At 58.1% G+C, this 14,632-nt stretch carries 12 protein-coding genes; 4 read left to right on the top strand and 8 right to left on the bottom strand.

From position 1 onward, the window contains the following. Positions 1–95 precede the first annotated feature (95 nt). From BSF44_RS15050 to BSF44_RS15040, 3 genes are all read right to left on the bottom strand, one after another. Complete coding sequence (locus BSF44_RS15050; RefSeq protein ID WP_095944164.1) at positions 96–1,193, bottom strand: extracellular solute-binding protein; 1,098 nt, start codon at positions 1,191–1,193, stop codon at positions 96–98. A gap of 2 nt (positions 1,194–1,195) precedes the next feature. Then, entirely contained in the window at positions 1,196–2,320 is a 1,125-nt protein-coding gene (gene aguA, locus BSF44_RS15045) for an agmatine deiminase (protein ID WP_095944163.1), read from the bottom strand. Between the two features lie 100 nt (positions 2,321–2,420). Next, on the bottom strand, positions 2,421–3,305 hold the full coding sequence (locus tag BSF44_RS15040) for a LysR substrate-binding domain-containing protein (protein WP_095944162.1): 885 nt from the start codon (positions 3,303–3,305) through the stop codon (positions 2,421–2,423). Positions 3,306–3,556: 251 nt separating this feature from the next. Between BSF44_RS15040 and BSF44_RS15035 the strand changes: the two genes are divergently transcribed. Next, on the top strand, positions 3,557–3,961 hold the full coding sequence (locus tag BSF44_RS15035; RefSeq protein WP_095944161.1) for a PaaI family thioesterase: 405 nt from the start codon (positions 3,557–3,559) through the stop codon (positions 3,959–3,961). 45 nt (positions 3,962–4,006) lie between these two features. Next, on the top strand, positions 4,007–4,495 hold the full coding sequence (locus tag BSF44_RS15030) for a GFA family protein (protein ID WP_095944160.1): 489 nt from the start codon (positions 4,007–4,009) through the stop codon (positions 4,493–4,495). 66 nt (positions 4,496–4,561) lie between these two features. On the opposite strand, the gene BSF44_RS15025 is transcribed toward BSF44_RS15030, so the two are convergent. After that, positions 4,562–5,170: a tRNA-(ms[2]io[6]A)-hydroxylase gene (locus BSF44_RS15025; protein WP_007986374.1), complete on the bottom strand. Its 609-nt coding sequence runs from the start codon at positions 5,168–5,170 to the stop codon at positions 4,562–4,564. Positions 5,171–5,332: 162 nt separating this feature from the next. Between BSF44_RS15025 and BSF44_RS15020 the strand changes: the two genes are divergently transcribed. Next, positions 5,333–6,196: a universal stress protein gene (locus tag BSF44_RS15020; protein ID WP_095944159.1), complete on the top strand. Its 864-nt coding sequence runs from the start codon at positions 5,333–5,335 to the stop codon at positions 6,194–6,196. Positions 6,197–6,300: 104 nt separating this feature from the next. Here the strand turns inward: BSF44_RS15020 and BSF44_RS15015 are convergent, their stop codons facing one another. Then, complete coding sequence (locus tag BSF44_RS15015) at positions 6,301–6,771, bottom strand: DUF1289 domain-containing protein (protein WP_056727706.1); 471 nt, start codon at positions 6,769–6,771, stop codon at positions 6,301–6,303. A 458-nt stretch (positions 6,772–7,229) separates the two neighbouring features. Here BSF44_RS15015 and acnB point away from each other — a divergent pair, with 458 nt between their 5' ends. After that, the gene (acnB, locus tag BSF44_RS15010; RefSeq protein ID WP_095944158.1) at positions 7,230–9,830 is read left to right on the top strand and encodes a bifunctional aconitate hydratase 2/2-methylisocitrate dehydratase; all 2,601 of its coding nucleotides are present in this window, start codon (positions 7,230–7,232) and stop codon (positions 9,828–9,830) included. A 123-nt stretch (positions 9,831–9,953) separates the two neighbouring features. Here acnB and BSF44_RS15005 read toward each other — a convergent pair whose 3' ends face one another. The 3 genes from BSF44_RS15005 to BSF44_RS14995 form a co-directional block, all read right to left on the bottom strand. Next, a complete protein-coding gene (locus tag BSF44_RS15005; protein ID WP_256589080.1) occupies positions 9,954–10,427 on the bottom strand; it encodes an Lrp/AsnC family transcriptional regulator in 474 nt (157 codons plus the stop codon). A gap of 413 nt (positions 10,428–10,840) precedes the next feature. After that, positions 10,841–13,549: an alpha-ketoglutarate dehydrogenase gene (gene mdeB / locus BSF44_RS15000; protein WP_095944156.1), complete on the bottom strand. Its 2,709-nt coding sequence runs from the start codon at positions 13,547–13,549 to the stop codon at positions 10,841–10,843. Between the two features lie 128 nt (positions 13,550–13,677). Continuing rightward, the gene (locus tag BSF44_RS14995; RefSeq protein WP_095944155.1) at positions 13,678–14,598 is read right to left on the bottom strand and encodes a branched-chain amino acid transaminase; all 921 of its coding nucleotides are present in this window, start codon (positions 14,596–14,598) and stop codon (positions 13,678–13,680) included. Positions 14,599–14,632 lie beyond the last annotated feature (34 nt).

Below are 14,632 nucleotides of genomic sequence, written 5' to 3'. Positions count from 1 at the left end.
ACCTTTAACCGAGTTCTGACATGGGAATGCGGTCGAATGTGGGAGCGAGCCTGCTCGCGAAGGCGTCCTTACCAACAACACACACCCAAAGCCAATCACAACCCCGACTTCAACCGACTGAACGCCCGGATCAACGCCCGGTTGAACGCCTTGCCATTGTCATTCTTGCTATACAGCGAAGCCCTCACCCCAGCCGGCGGATACGTCCCCGGATCGTTGCGAATCACCGGGTCGACCAGATCATCCGCCGCCGTGATCGCATTGGCGTAATGGATGGTGTCGGTAATCGGCGCAATCACCTCCGGGGTCATCAGGTAGTCCATCAACGCCAGGCCGGCCTTCGGGTGCGGTGCGTCCTTGGGTATGACCATGGCATCGAACCAGATCAACGTGCCCTCCTTCGGAATCCGGTACTTGAGCGAATACGGCTTGCCCGCCGCCTCGGCCTGGCCCGCCGCGATGCCCACGTTGCCGTTCCACGACATCGCCACGCAGGTGTTGCCGTTGGCCAGGTCGCTGATGTTCAGGTCGTTGTCGAAGTAACGAATGTACGGCCGAATCTTCGCCAGTTGCTGCTCGGCCAGCTTCAGGTCATCGAGGTTCTGGTGGTTGATGTCCAGGCCCATGTACTTCATGACCGCCGCAAACACTTCATTGGGATCGTTGAGCAGGCTGACCCCGCAATCGGCGAATTTCGAAACCACGGCCGGGTCGAACAGCATCGCCCAACTGTCGGTCGGCGCGTCGGGCAGGCGTTGTTTCACGGCCTGTTCCTGATAACCCACGCCCGTGGTGCCCCAGGCGTAGATCCCGGCATAGCGGTTGCCCGGATCGAACACCGCCATGTGCTGGCGGAACTCCTCGCCGACGCCGGCGAAATGCGGCAGTTGCTGCTTGTCGACCGTCCGCACCGCGCCACTCTCGATGGCGCGCGACAGGTGCTGCCCCGCCGTCAGCACCAGGTCGTAACCACTGCGACCGGTGAGTAACTTGGTCTCGACGGTTTCCAGGGAATCGAAGTGGTCGGCCACCACATGGATGCCGGTTTTCGCTTCAAAATTCTTCAAGGTGTCCGGGGCCAGATACTCGCCCCAGATGTACAGATTGACCACCGGTTTGGCGGTATCGGCGGCCTGCACACACAGGGGTGCAAGCACCAGCAGTATTGCTTGAGTCAGTTTGTGCAGGCCCACGATCACGCTCCTTTCTTGTTGGAGTGGGTGCCGGCGTACTGCGGCATGGTGATGCACGCGACGTTGCCGCCACCGAGGAGTATTTCCCGGGAGTTTTCGATGCCGACGATGCTGTGCTTCGGGAACAGCTCGGCCAGGGTCGCCAGCGCCACCTTGTCGTTGCGATCACCGAACAGCGGCACCACGATCGAACTGTTGCCGGCGTAGTAGTTGATGTACGACGCGCAGATTTTCGTCCCGGCCTGGCGGGTATGGGTGCTGTCCTGCTGGTCCAGGCCTTCGGCTTCTTCGGCGGTCCACTCCAGCACATCCGGCTGCGGCAGCTTGTGCACGATCAACTCGCGACCGCGACTGTCGCGGGTGCTGCGCAGGATGTCGTAGGCCTCCTGATAGATTTCCCACTGCGGGTCGTCGCGGTTGTCGGTCCACTGCAACACCACTTCACCGGGACGCACGAAGCACGCGAGGTCGTCGACGTGGCCGTCTGTTTCGTCGAACTTGCAGCCCCGTGGCAGCCAGATCACCTGCTCGGCACCGAGGTAATCGGTCAGGCGACGGGTCACTTCGTCCTTGCCCAGATGCTGGTTGCGATTGCGGTTGAGCAGGCATTGTTCAGTGGTCAGGATGCTGCCCTGGCCGTCGCTCTGGATGCCACCCAGTTCGGCGATCAGCGGCGCGCGATAGCGGTCGAAGCGTTCGATTTCGAGGATCTTGCCGGCGATCTGGTCGTCCTTGTCCCACGGGTAGTACAGGCCGCCGTCAAGCCCGCCGTAGGCGTTGAATTCGAAGTCGACGCCGCGCACTTCGCCGCTCTGCTCATTGACCACGAAGCACGGCCCGCTGTCACGAAACCAGGTGTCGTTGCAGGTCATTTCCACCACGCGCACTTGCGGCGGCAACTGTCGGCGCGCGGTGGCGAACTGTGCCGCCGAGGCGCACACGGTCACCGGTTCGCTCATGGAAATGGCGGTGACGATCTGCACCCAGACTTTCTGCGCAGGCTTGGCTCCGTTGCGCCAGACGTCGGTGCGCTCCGGCCAGCCGAGCCAGCAACCGGACTTGGCTTCGAATTCGCCGGGCAGACGGAAACCGTCCTGCTTGGGAGTGGTGTCGAGCAAACGGGCCATGGTCAAACCTCTTCAACGGGGATTGGAATGACCACAGGCTAAGGGCGTTGGCGACTGACTCGCCAACGATGATTATTTCGGAATACTTGAATTGAACTCATCAATCTAACAACTGATCGTTGAACCATTCCAGCATCTGCGCCACCGCCGGACGCTCCAGCCGCACCCGCTCACACACCAGCGCGTATTGGCCCAGGGCGGTCATGCTCGAAGTGAACGGCCGTACCAGCCGCCCGCTGAGCAAATCTTCCTGGGCCGTCAGGTTGTCGCCCATGGCCACGCCCTGCCCTTGGGCCGCAGCCTCCAGTGCCAGCCCGGCGTGGGCGAAATACAGCTGCCGGTCGGGGCGCTGATCGCCGGCATGGCTGGTGAGCCACGCGGTCCAGGTCTTGCCGTCCTGGTCGTCGTGCAGCAGACAGTGACGGGCCAGGTCCTTCGGGGTTTTCAGCGTACCCTGGTTGAACAGGCCGGGGCTGCACACCGGGAAGAACTGCAACGCCGGCAGCGGCCGGACGAAATACGCGGTGCTGTCCACCGGGCCGGTGCCGTAGGTGATCGCCAGGTCGATGTCTTCCCCGGGCGCCGTGGCATCGATCGGCTGTTCGTACAGATGCAAGGTGATGTGCGGGTAACGCGCGTAGAAATCCGTGAGCCGACTCATCAGCCACTTTTGCGCCAGCTCGGCAGTGACCGCCAGACGCAATACCGCCAGAGATGAAGGGTCGCGCAGTTCATCGCAGGCATCGCCAATCAGCTCGAAAGCCTGCTGCAAGCTCTGCATCAGGCGCCCGGCGGCCAGGGTCGGGCGAATCTGCCGGCCTTCGCGCACGAACAGCGGCGCGCCGAGCTGCTCTTCGAGCTGGCGAATCTGGTGGCTGACCGCGCTGTCGGTGACACACAACTCAGCCGCCGCCCGGCCGAAATGGGCGTGGCGGGCGGCGCATTCGAAGGTTCGCAGGGCTGCCAGGGAAGGTAAACGTCGCATCAGGTCATGTCCCGGTTTTGAGGGGGACATGCTGACTTGGCCTTTGGTGGGCGTCCAGTGGGACCGCGTGATCGTTCATCGCAGGCAAGCCAGCTCCCACATTTTGGAACGCGATCCCCTGTGGGAGCGAGCCTGCTCGCGATGAGGCCAGCCCATTCACCACCAACCCACCAGCCCATCACCTTCCCTTATGGACCATGACATCCACCCAAACCCGGCGCATGTTGAACCCTCAACCGGAGGGATTCGCCATGCTCAACACACTCAAGCACATCAACTCGACATCAGCCTTCAACCGCTGGGCCGGCTTCGAAGTCACCCGCGCCGAAAGCGGCGAAGCCGAGCTCACCATGGCTTTTCGCGAGACCGACATGGCGCAATACGCCGGTTTCCTGCATGCCGGCCTGATTGGCGCGATGCTCGACACCGTCTGCGGTTTTGCCGCCGGCACCGTGGCGGGCAACGTGCTGGCCTCGCACTTTTCAGTCAACTGCCTGGCGCCTGCCATCGGTGAAGTGTTCATCGCCCGGGGCCGGGTGGTGAAAGCCGGCAAGAAACAGGTGTTCGCTCGCGCCGAGTTGTTCGCGCAAAACGGTGATCAACTGAAACTGGTGGCGACCGGCGACGCGATCCTGGTGCCTGTCGAGTCGACCTGACGGTCTAGGCTGTCCTGAGTACGCTCAATCCAGCCGGAGGTTCCCATGCAACTCGAAGGTTCCTGCCATTGCGGCGCGGTGTCGTTCAGCCTGACCAGCGCCCACCCCTACCCTTATCAGCGTTGCTACTGTTCGATCTGCCGCAAGACCCAGGGCGGTGGCGGTTTTGCGATCAACCTCGGTGGCGATGCCGCCAGCCTCAAGGTTCGCGGGCGCAAGCACATCTCGATTTACCATGCGCGACTCAAGGAAGAAGGCGACAAACGCGCCCACAGCAGCACCGCCGAGCGGCATTTCTGCTCGGTTTGTGGCTCGGGTCTGTGGTTGTTCAGCCCGCAGTGGCCGGAGTTGATCCACCCGTTCGCCTCGGCCATCGACACCCCGCTGCCGGTGCCGCCGGAACACACGCACCTGATGCTGGGTTCGAAGGCGACGTGGGTGGAGGTCCAGGCGCAGCCTGCAGATCTACAGTTCGATCTGTACCCCAAAGAGTCCATCGCGCAATGGCATGAACGGCTGGGTCTGTGTTGCTGATGGCCCCTTCGCGAGCAGGCTCGCTCCCACAGGAAAATACATTCCAATGTGGGAGCGGCGGTGCGTTCAGGCCGCCGCAGGCACACCACTATGAAAACGGAATTCCACATCCGGTGACTCGATCAACTCCTGCTCGGCGGCGCGGACCTTGTCGATCACCTGGGCGATGTCCTTGGCATCGCCGTACTGGTAAGCCAGCTTCAGGTAACCCTGGAAATGCCTGGCCTCGCTCTTGAGCAGGCCGAAATAGAACTTGCCCAGCTCTTCGTCCAGATGCGGCACCAGGGCTTCGAAACGCTCGCAACTGCGGGCCTCGATGAAGGCCCCCACCACCAGGGTGTCCACCAGTTTCACCGGCTCGTGACTGCGCACCACCTTGCGCAGCCCCGACGCATAGCGCCCGGCGGACAGCTGGCGCAACTCGATCTTGCGCCGTTTCATCAAGCGCATGACCTGTTCGTGGTGCACCAGTTCCTCCCGGGCCAGACGCGACATCATGTTGATCAGATCGACGTGGGAGTGATACTTGGCGATCAGGCTCAACGCAGTGCTCGCGGCCTTGAATTCGCAGTTCTTGTGGTCGATCAGCAGGGTTTCCTGATCGGCCAGCGCGGCCTGGATCCAGCCGTCGGGGGTGCGGCAGCCAAGGAACTCGTGAATTTCGGGAAGGATCATGGGGCTCACGGAAAAATAGGTTCAAAACGAAGGGCGCCGATTATACCGGCCTGCCCGCAGACCACCAGTCGCCAACCGTTGATATGCATCAAGTCCCCGAATCGCAGACAGCAACTATAGTTGTGCAACGCCGTGCTTTTTTATTTTCAGGAGATCCCGCACATGCAAGCCGTTCGCAGCATTCTGGTGGTCATCGAACCCTCACCGGATGAGAGCCTGGCCCTGGCCCGCGCCAAATTGATCGCCTGCAAGACCCAGGCGCACTTGCACCTGTTGGTCTGTGACAAGAAGCATGATCACTCCGAACACCTCAGGGCGCTCAAGGAAGAGCTACTGGAAGTCGGCTACAGCGTCACCACCGAGCAGGCGTGGCGCGACACTCTGCATGACACCATCGTCGATGTGCAGCAGGCCGAGGGATGTGGGCTGGTGGTCAAGCAGCACTTTCCCGACAGCGCGCTGAAAAAGGCCCTGCTGACCCCGGATGACTGGAAACTGCTGCGCAGTTGTCCGGCGCCGGTACTGCTGGTCAAGACCTCCGGCTCCTGGCAAGACAAAGTAATCCTGGCGGCCATCGACGTGGGCAACGCCGACGGCGAGCATCGCCATCTGCACAACACCATCATCGATCATGGCTATGACATCGCCGGCCTGGCCAAGGCCCATCTGCATGTGATCAGCGCCCACCCGTCGCCGATGCTGTCGGCGGCCGACCCGACGTTTCAACTCAGCGAAACCATCCAGGCGCGTTATCGCGAACAGTGCAGGGCGTTCCAGGCGGAGTTCGACATTGACGATGATCACCTGCACATCGAGGAAGGCCCGGCGGACGTGTTGATTCCGTTCATGGCGCACAAGCTGCAGGCAGCGGTGACGGTGATCGGCACCGTGGCGCGTAGCGGGTTGTCAGGGGCATTGATCGGCAACACGGCGGAAGTGGTGCTGGATAAGCTGGAGAGCGATGTGCTGGTGCTCAAGCCGCAAGAGATCGAGGATCATCTGGATGAAATTGCCGACAAGCATTGAGATTTTTGCTGTCGGGTCGAACGCCATCGCGAGCAGGCTCGCTCCCACACTGGATCTGTGTCGCTCACAAATCTCCTGTGGGAGCGAGCCTGCTCGCGATGCTCTTAGCCGCCAAACGCATCCTTGAGGAACCCAGGCGCAATGTAGCGCTGGTAATGGGCTTCGGAGAGCAGGAAAAATTCCCGATCAATGGCATCGCGCAGTTCCGGCAGGTTCCACTCGCGAAACTCCGGCAGCAACACCATCCCGTAGGCTTCCAGGTTGTTGATCACCCGCGCGCCTCGGGCGATCAACTGGTAGGCCCAGCAATATTCCGACTGATGGGGCACGAAGCGGATCTTGCGCTGTTCCAGCTGCATTCTCAGCAGCGCCGGATCGAAAATTTCCACCTTGGCGGCCATCACTTGCGACAGCAACTGCTCAAGACGCAGCCATACCGCGCGTTTTTCTTCCTCGTTGTAACCGTTCCAGTGGATCACTTCGTGGTGGAAACGCTTGCAGCCACGGCACACCAGGTCACCGTAAACAGTGGAGCAGAGGCCGACGCAGGGTGTCTTGATGGTCTGATTGGGCATAGATAGGCAAAAACGCGAAAAAGCAGAACAGGCCGGCATGTTAGCCCTTTGTCGGCCATTGATCACCCCTCAAAGTTCAGGGCCCATGGAGAATGGGGCTCCAGTGAGCGCCACCACCAAAGTCCAATAAACACTGACTTACCTTTAATTTTTTTTTGCCGTAGAATCAGCCTGCCTTTTTAGGCGCCAATGTCCGTTAGAAGCTGTTTTCAAAGCGTCACGAGCACAGTCGTTCCTTCAGAGCGGTGTTGGCGAGGGGTTTTTCCAGCGGGGAAAAGCCCAACGCCAACCCTCATCAGCTCCCGTTCTGCAGGCGTAAAACTTTGAAAGCAGCTTCTGTAAGGAATTGTCGGTAATTCTGGCTAAGTGGCTCACAACGCCATGCTGCGCATGAGTACGGCAATTTCGGGATGAGCGTCCCGGACACCCATTTGGGACCACTGATGAGGGTAATAACTGTGCTTGAAGCCTACCGCAAACATATCGAAGAGCGCGCAGCACTGGGTATCGTTCCCCAGCCGCTAAACGCCGAACAAACTGCAGGCCTGGTCGAGCTGCTGAAAAATCCCCCGGCTGGCGAAGAAGCATTCCTCGTTGACCTGATCACCAATCGCGTTCCGCCAGGAGTGGACGAAGCAGCCTATGTCAAGGCCGGCTTCCTGTCCGCCATCGCCAAAGGCGAAGCCAAATCCCCTCTGATCGACAAGAAGCGCGCTGTTGAACTGCTCGGCACCATGCAGGGCGGCTACAACATCGTGACTCTGGTTAACCTGCTGGACGACGCCGAACTGGCTCCAGTAGCGGCCGAAGAACTCAAGCACACCCTGCTGATGTTCGACGCCTTCCACGACGTCGCTGAAAAAGCCAAGAACGGTAACGTTCACGCCCAAGGCGTGCTGCAATCCTGGGCTGACGGCGAGTGGTTCGTGAAGCGCCCGACCCTGGCCGACAAGATCAGCCTGCGCGTGTTCAAGGTCACCGGCGAAACCAACACCGACGACCTGTCCCCTGCGCCTGATGCCTGGTCCCGTCCGGACATCCCGCTGCACGCCCTGGCCATGCTGAAAATGGCTCGCGACGGCATCGTGCCTGACGCACAAGGCGTCACCGGTCCGATGAAGCAGATCGAAGAAATGCGCAACGCCGGCTTCCCTATCGCCTACGTCGGCGACGTGGTCGGTACCGGTTCTTCGCGTAAATCGGCCACCAACTCCGTACTGTGGTTCTTCGGCGACGACGTTCCTTATGTACCGAACAAGCGTGCCGGCGGTTTCTGCTTCGGCAGCAAGATCGCTCCGATCTTCTACAACACCATGGAAGATGCCGGCGCACTGCCAATCGAATTCGACGTATCCAACATGCACATGGGCGACGTGATCGACCTGTACCCGCATGCTGGCAAAGTCTGCAAGCACGGCACCGACGAAGTCCTGACCACCTTCGAAATGAAGACCCCGGTCCTGTTGGACGAAGTTCGCGCCGGCGGCCGTATTCCGCTGATCATCGGCCGTGGCCTGACCGAGAAGGCTCGCACCGAGCTGGGTCTGCCACCTTCGACCCTGTTCAAGAAGCCTGAAGCACCGGCTGAAAGCACCAAGGGTTTCACCCTGGCGCAGAAAATGGTCGGCAAGGCTTGCGGCGTGACCGGCGTTCGTCCGGGCACCTACTGCGAACCGAAGATGACCACCGTCGGCTCCCAGGACACCACCGGTCCGATGACCCGTGACGAACTGAAAGACCTGGCGTGCCTGGGCTTCTCGACCGATCTGGTGATGCAGTCCTTCTGCCACACCGCGGCTTATCCAAAGCCGATCGACGTGACCACCCACCACACCCTGCCTGACTTCATCATGACCCGCGGCGGCGTTTCCCTGCGTCCGGGCGACGGCATCATCCACTCGTGGCTGAACCGCATGCTGCTGCCGGACACCGTCGGTACCGGTGGTGACTCCCACACCCGTTTCCCGATCGGCATCTCGTTCCCGGCCGGTTCCGGTCTGGTCGCGTTCGCCGCAGCCACCGGCGTCATGCCGCTGGACATGCCTGAGTCGATCCTGGTTCGCTTCAAAGGCGAACTGCAGCCAGGCGTCACCCTGCGTGACCTGGTTCACGCCATTCCTTACTACGCGATCCAGGCTGGCCTGCTGACCGTAGAGAAGAAAGGCAAGAAGAACGCCTTCTCCGGTCGCATCCTGGAGATCGAAGGTCTGCCTAAGCTGACCGTCGAGCAAGCGTTCGAACTGTCTGACGCCTCGGCTGAACGTTCGGCTGCCGGTTGCACCATCCAGCTGTCCAAAGAGTCGATTGCCGAATACCTGCAGTCCAACATCACCCTGCTGCGCTGGATGATCGGCGAAGGCTACGGCGATGCACGTACTCTGGAACGTCGCGCTCAAGCGATGGAAGCCTGGCTGGCCAACCCTGAGTTGCTGCAAGCGGACAAGGACGCTGAATACGCCGAAGTCATCGAGATCGACCTGGCCGACATCAAGGAACCTGTGCTCTGCGCGCCGAACGACCCGGACGACGCACGCCTGCTCTCCAGCGTTGCTGGTGAGAAGATCGACGAAGTGTTCATCGGTTCGTGCATGACCAACATCGGTCACTTCCGCGCTGCCGGTAAACTGCTGGAACAGGTCAAGGGTCAGCTGCCAACCCGTCTGTGGCTGTCGCCGCCGACCAAGATGGACGCTCACCAGCTGACCGAAGAAGGCTACTACGGCATCTACGGCAAGGCCGGCGCGCGCATGGAAATGCCGGGCTGCTCGCTGTGCATGGGTAACCAGGCACGTGTAGAGCCGAACTCGACCGTTGTGTCGACTTCGACCCGTAACTTCCCGAACCGTCTGGGTGACGGCGCGAACGTCTACCTGGCTTCGGCCGAGCTGGCGTCCGTGGCTTCCATCCTGGGTCGCCTGCCGACCGTCGAGGAGTACATGGAATACGCTGGCAAGATCGACAGCATGGCGGCCGATGTCTACCGCTACCTGTCCTTCGACCAGATCGCCGAGTTCCGTGAAGCTGCTGCGAACGCCAACATCCCGGTCGTTCAAGCCTAACGTTGCAACGCAATGAAAAACGCCGCCCATCGTGAGATGAGCGGCGTTTTTTTATGCCTTCAATTTGAACACTATCCCCGTGGGAGCGAGCTTGCTCACGATAGCGATCTGTTTGCTACATCCTTATCGACTGACCATCAAGTTTACTGACGCCTTGACTTCTTTTACGACAAAGGACGTGCACACGTCTTTGACACCTGGGAAACCGTTTATATTTTTTCTGGCGAACTCACTGAACTCAGCCAGATCGGTCGCCAGGATCGTTAACTGGTAATCGTAGACCCCAGAAATACAGTGACAGCCGATCACCTGTTCGAAGGCAGTAATCGACTCCTCGAATGCTTTCATATGGTCAGTATCTTTTTGATCCAGCGCCACCTGGACAAAGGCAGTGATAGCGTAGCCAAGCATTTCGGTATTGATACTGGCGTGGTAACCACGCACCAGACCGAGCTCTTCGAGCCTTTTGACCCGTCGCCAACAAGGAGATGCGCTCAGTGACACCAACTCAGCAAGTTCTGCACTCGAAAGCCTGGCATCCCGCTGTAGCGCCGCCAATATTCGGCGATCCGTAGCATCGATCTTTACCTTTGGCATAACCATCCCCCCAAAACACAGAACATACACTCCATATCTTATCTATAGTCAAGGGGATTTTAGTATAATTAAGTTGCAAGAAAGTCGTAGTATCTTCTGCTTGCCTATTCGATACTTGAAGCACACTGATAATAGGCTGCTTGTGGTGAAAATCGACACTGGTGTCAACGCTCACAGGATCGCACAATAAAAATCAACATAAGCAATAATAGCGGCGAATTAACCAGTACTTTATCTAAGTTAGCCTTGGACAAATCCAAACGAAACACCTTCAGTTTGGTCAGTAGCATTGTAACGCAGTGATGACGAGACTCTTTCATGCCCACCCCAAAAGCTCTCACACTTTCGATTAATGCATCCCTGACACTACCGGCGACATACCGTAGCACCAGCCCTCACTTAACAAACTCGAATCAACATTCCCAAGGGGCTGTTTCGTTAAACTTGATGTCGTACTTTTCAATGGCACGAGAGCAGACATCGGCACTGAGTTTTCCTTCATGCACCAAACCCCATAGCGCACTCAGCACGATCTGATGACGGTCTATTTCAAAAAACTTGCGCAGAACTGTGCGCGTATCGCTACGACCAAAGCCGTCCGTACCCAGGACAACATAGTGATCTTCAACATAGGAGCCAATCAGTTGCGGTAGCGCGCGCACATAATCGGTCGCGGCAATGATTGGACTCCCCTTCGGCAAGCACTCACTAACGTGGCTCGTTTTCTGTTCGTCTTCAGGATGATGTCGGTTCCAACGCTCTACACCTCTGGCGTCCCTCGCAACTTCTGTGAAACTGGTGACACTCCACACCTGAGAGCCGACCTCCCAATCTGCGCTCAGGAGTTCTGCCGCAGCCAACACTTCGCGCAAGACAGTGCCTGATCCGAGCAGCCGCACTCTGTTCAATCCCGCTCCGCACGCGTGTTCGCAGAAGAGGTACATGCCTTTGATGATGCCTTGCTCGACATCAGCAGGAAGATTGGGCTGGGCGTAGTTTTCGTTCATCAGGGTGACGTAATAAAACTCGTCAACCTGTTTCTCCAGCATCTGGCGCATGCCATGATCAAGAATTACCGCAAACTCACCCGCGAATGCCGGGTCGTACGCTCTGCAGTTTGGTACCAGAGCAGCCATCAAATGGCTGCTGCCATCTTGATGCTGCAGACCTTCCCCTCCCAGGGTTGTACGGCCTGCTGTGGCGCCAAGCAGAAAGCCTCTGGCCCTTTGGTCAGCCGCCGCCCAAATAAGATCACCTACTCGCTGAAATCCGAACATTGAGTAATAGATGTAGAACGGCAGCATGGGCAGGCCATGGGTGGCGTAGCTGGTCGCCGCAGCCACCCAGGAGCTGATGGCACTGGCCTCGCTGATGCCCTCTTCAAGTATTTGTCCATCCAGCGCCTCTCGGTAGCTCAGGATGGAGCCGATGTCCTCTGGCTCATAATGCTGGCCGACACTGGAATAGATACCAATTTGCCTGAACAGATTCGCCATCCCGAACGTCCGGGCCTCGTCAGCCACGATGGGAACTACCCGTCGCCCCAGGAGAGGATCTTTCAGCAAGTTGCCGAGCATCCTCACAAACGCCATCGTGGTAGACATTTCCTTGCCTTGCGCGTGAGTGGCAAAGCTTCCATACACCTCCAGCCCCGGCACGGCGACCACAGGGACATCCGTTTGCCGACCGGGCGTGAACCCCCCAAGGCTTTGGCGACGCTCAAGCAGATAGCGCATTTCACGACTATCAGCGCCAGGTTTGTAGAAAGAGAGCGTCTCAACCTGTTCATCGGTCAGGGGCAGATTGAATCGATTTCTAAAGCCGATAAGCGCTTCGCGATCCAGCTTCTTCTGCTGATGAGTCGTCATTCTTCCCTGGCCGGCTTCACCCATCCCGTAACCTTTTTTGGTCTGGGCAAGAATGACCGTAGGCTGCCCCTTATGAACAGCCGCCGCTTGGTAGGCGGCGTAGATCTTCACCATATCGTGGCCGCCTCGTTTCAGCCGATCGATCTGTTCGTCTGTGAGACCTTGGGCAAGCTTTGCCAATGCTTCGTTTTGACCAAAGAAATGGTCCCTGTTGTAGCGCCCGTCTTTCGCGGCAAACGTCTGGAACTGCCCATCAACGGTTTGCGAAAGGGCGCGCACCAGACTTCCATCCGTATCGCGGGCGAAAAGCCCGTCCCAATCAGACCCCCAAACCAGTTTTATGACATTCCAGCCTGCCCCGACAAACAGTGCTTCCAACTCGTCGATGATTCGCCCGTTGCCTCGCACCGGCCCGTCTAATCGCTGTAGATTGCAATTGACGACCCAGATCAGATTATCCAGCCCCTCCCTTGCGGCCAAAGTAAGGGCAGACATGCTTTCCGGCTCATCCATCTCACCGTCACCGAAAACGCCCCACACTTTTCGCTCAGAGGTGTTTAGCAGGTCACGGTTGTGAAGGTAGCGCATGAAACGGGCCTGGAAGATCGAACTGATTGGGCCGATACCCATCGACCCTGTCGGAAATTGCCAGAAGTCCGGCATTAACCAAGGGTGTGGATAGCTGGACAAACCCTGCACCCCTTGCCCGGCCGCGGTGATTTCCTGCCGGTAGTGCACGAGGTTCGTTTCTTCCAATCGCCCCTCAAGGAAGGCGCGCGCATAAACACCTGGAGCCGAGTGAGGTTGATAGAAGACCAGGTCGCCTCCAAAAGACTCGCTCCTTGCTCTGAAAAAATGGTTAAAACCGACCTCGAACAAATCCGCCGCACTCGCGTAACTGGCGATGTGCCCCCCCAAATCACCATAGGCCTGGTTGGCACGCACGACCATCGCGAGCGCATTCCACCGAATGATCGATGAGAGACGTTCCTCGATTGCCAGATCGCCCGGGAATGCGGGCTGCTTTGCTACGGAGATAGTGTTGATGTAGGGCGTAACCAACGAAGGTTTCCAACCGATGTTGGGATCGCGAACAAGACTGACCAGTTCATCGATGATGTGGCGAGCCCTCTCGGGGCCGCTATTGGCAATCAATGAAAGGAGTGCATCACGCCATTCTGCGGACTCTTGCGCGTCGTTTTCATCGGCGCAAAACTCGGGATTTTCAGGAGTACCGTGCAGGGACCTGTCCATGATTGCTTCACCTCACACCAAGAATTCCAGCCACTGCCAGGAACGTTTAAAAATTCCTTTGAGCGTTGATATTCATTATTGGTTATCCACCTGGATACACAATTTTTATACAATCGGTGAGTCGACTATCAAACCCAGGTCAACCAATGGGCGTACCTTTCATTCGTGCCATGCACCGCAGAAAAGTAGACCTCTTGAAGTTGCTGAGTGATCGGGCCTCGCGAGCCGGTACCGAGGGTCCGACCATCGAGTTCACGAATGGGTGTAACTTCAGCCGCAGTGCCTGTAAAGAAGGCCTCGTCACAGCAGTACAATTCATCGCGTGTAATACGCTTCTCTCTAATTTCGAAGCCCAGGTCTTGAGCAATAACCATCACCGAATCACGGGTGATGCCATCCAGGCAAGAGGCCAGGTCGGGCGTATAAATAACGCCATCTCGAACCATGAAAACATTCTCGCCCGCGCCTTCACTGACATAACCTTCAGTGTCCAGCAGTAGCGCTTCATCAAAGCCGAGCGAAGTCACCTCTCGATTAGCCAGGATGGAGTTGATGTAATAGCCACACGCTTTGGCACGCACCATGGATACGTTAACGTGATGGCGGGTAAACGATGACGTTTTTACCCGAATCCCCTTTTCCATGCCCTCTTCCCCCAGGTAAGAGCCCATGGGCCATGCTGCTGTCGCGACATGAATGGTGTTGTTTTTTGCCGCGATACTCAGAAAGTCTGAACCGATCCAAACCAAAGGCCGCAGATAACATGACCGGTAGTTATTTGCCCGGATGACTTCCATGCACGAGTGACGAATAGTTTCTTCATCAAACGGAATATCCAACTGAAAGATCTTCGCCGAATTGAACAGTCGACGAATATGCTCTTTCAGGCGAAAGACTGCAGGTCCGCGTGTGGTTTCATAGGCACGCATGCCCTCGAACACCCCCATGCCGTAATGAAGTGTGTGAGTCAAAATATGGGTATTGGCTTCACGCCACTCAACTAACTCTCCGTCTTTCCAGATTTTCCCGTCACGGTCTGACATCGACATTTACAACCTCCAGTCTAAATAATAAAAATCGCGC

The organism is Pseudomonas sp. ACN8, assembly GCF_002303925.1.
Classification (GTDB): domain Bacteria; phylum Pseudomonadota; class Gammaproteobacteria; order Pseudomonadales; family Pseudomonadaceae; genus Aquipseudomonas.
This window is presented reverse-complemented; position numbering and strand designations above follow the sequence as displayed.

Bases quoted from the DNA above. Each gene is read 5' to 3' on its own strand.
- BSF44_RS15015 (WP_056727706.1), bottom strand. From the start codon at position 6,771: ATGCCCAATCAGACCATCAAGACACCCTGCGTCGGCCTCTGCTCCACT.
- aguA (WP_095944163.1), bottom strand. From the start codon at position 2,320: ATGGCCCGTTTGCTCGACACCACTCCCAAGCAGGACGGTTTCCGTCTG.
- BSF44_RS15035 (WP_095944161.1), top strand. From the start codon at position 3,557: ATGCTCAACACACTCAAGCACATCAACTCGACATCAGCCTTCAACCGC.
- BSF44_RS15030 (WP_095944160.1), top strand. From the start codon at position 4,007: ATGCAACTCGAAGGTTCCTGCCATTGCGGCGCGGTGTCGTTCAGCCTG.
- BSF44_RS15005 (WP_256589080.1), bottom strand. From the start codon at position 10,427: ATGCCAAAGGTAAAGATCGATGCTACGGATCGCCGAATATTGGCGGCG.
- BSF44_RS14995 (WP_095944155.1), bottom strand. From the start codon at position 14,598: ATGTCGATGTCAGACCGTGACGGGAAAATCTGGAAAGACGGAGAGTTA.
- BSF44_RS15025 (WP_007986374.1), bottom strand. From the start codon at position 5,170: ATGATCCTTCCCGAAATTCACGAGTTCCTTGGCTGCCGCACCCCCGAC.
- BSF44_RS15040 (WP_095944162.1), bottom strand. From the start codon at position 3,305: ATGCGACGTTTACCTTCCCTGGCAGCCCTGCGAACCTTCGAATGCGCC.
- BSF44_RS15020 (WP_095944159.1), top strand. From the start codon at position 5,333: ATGCAAGCCGTTCGCAGCATTCTGGTGGTCATCGAACCCTCACCGGAT.
- mdeB (WP_095944156.1), bottom strand. From the start codon at position 13,549: ATGGACAGGTCCCTGCACGGTACTCCTGAAAATCCCGAGTTTTGCGCC.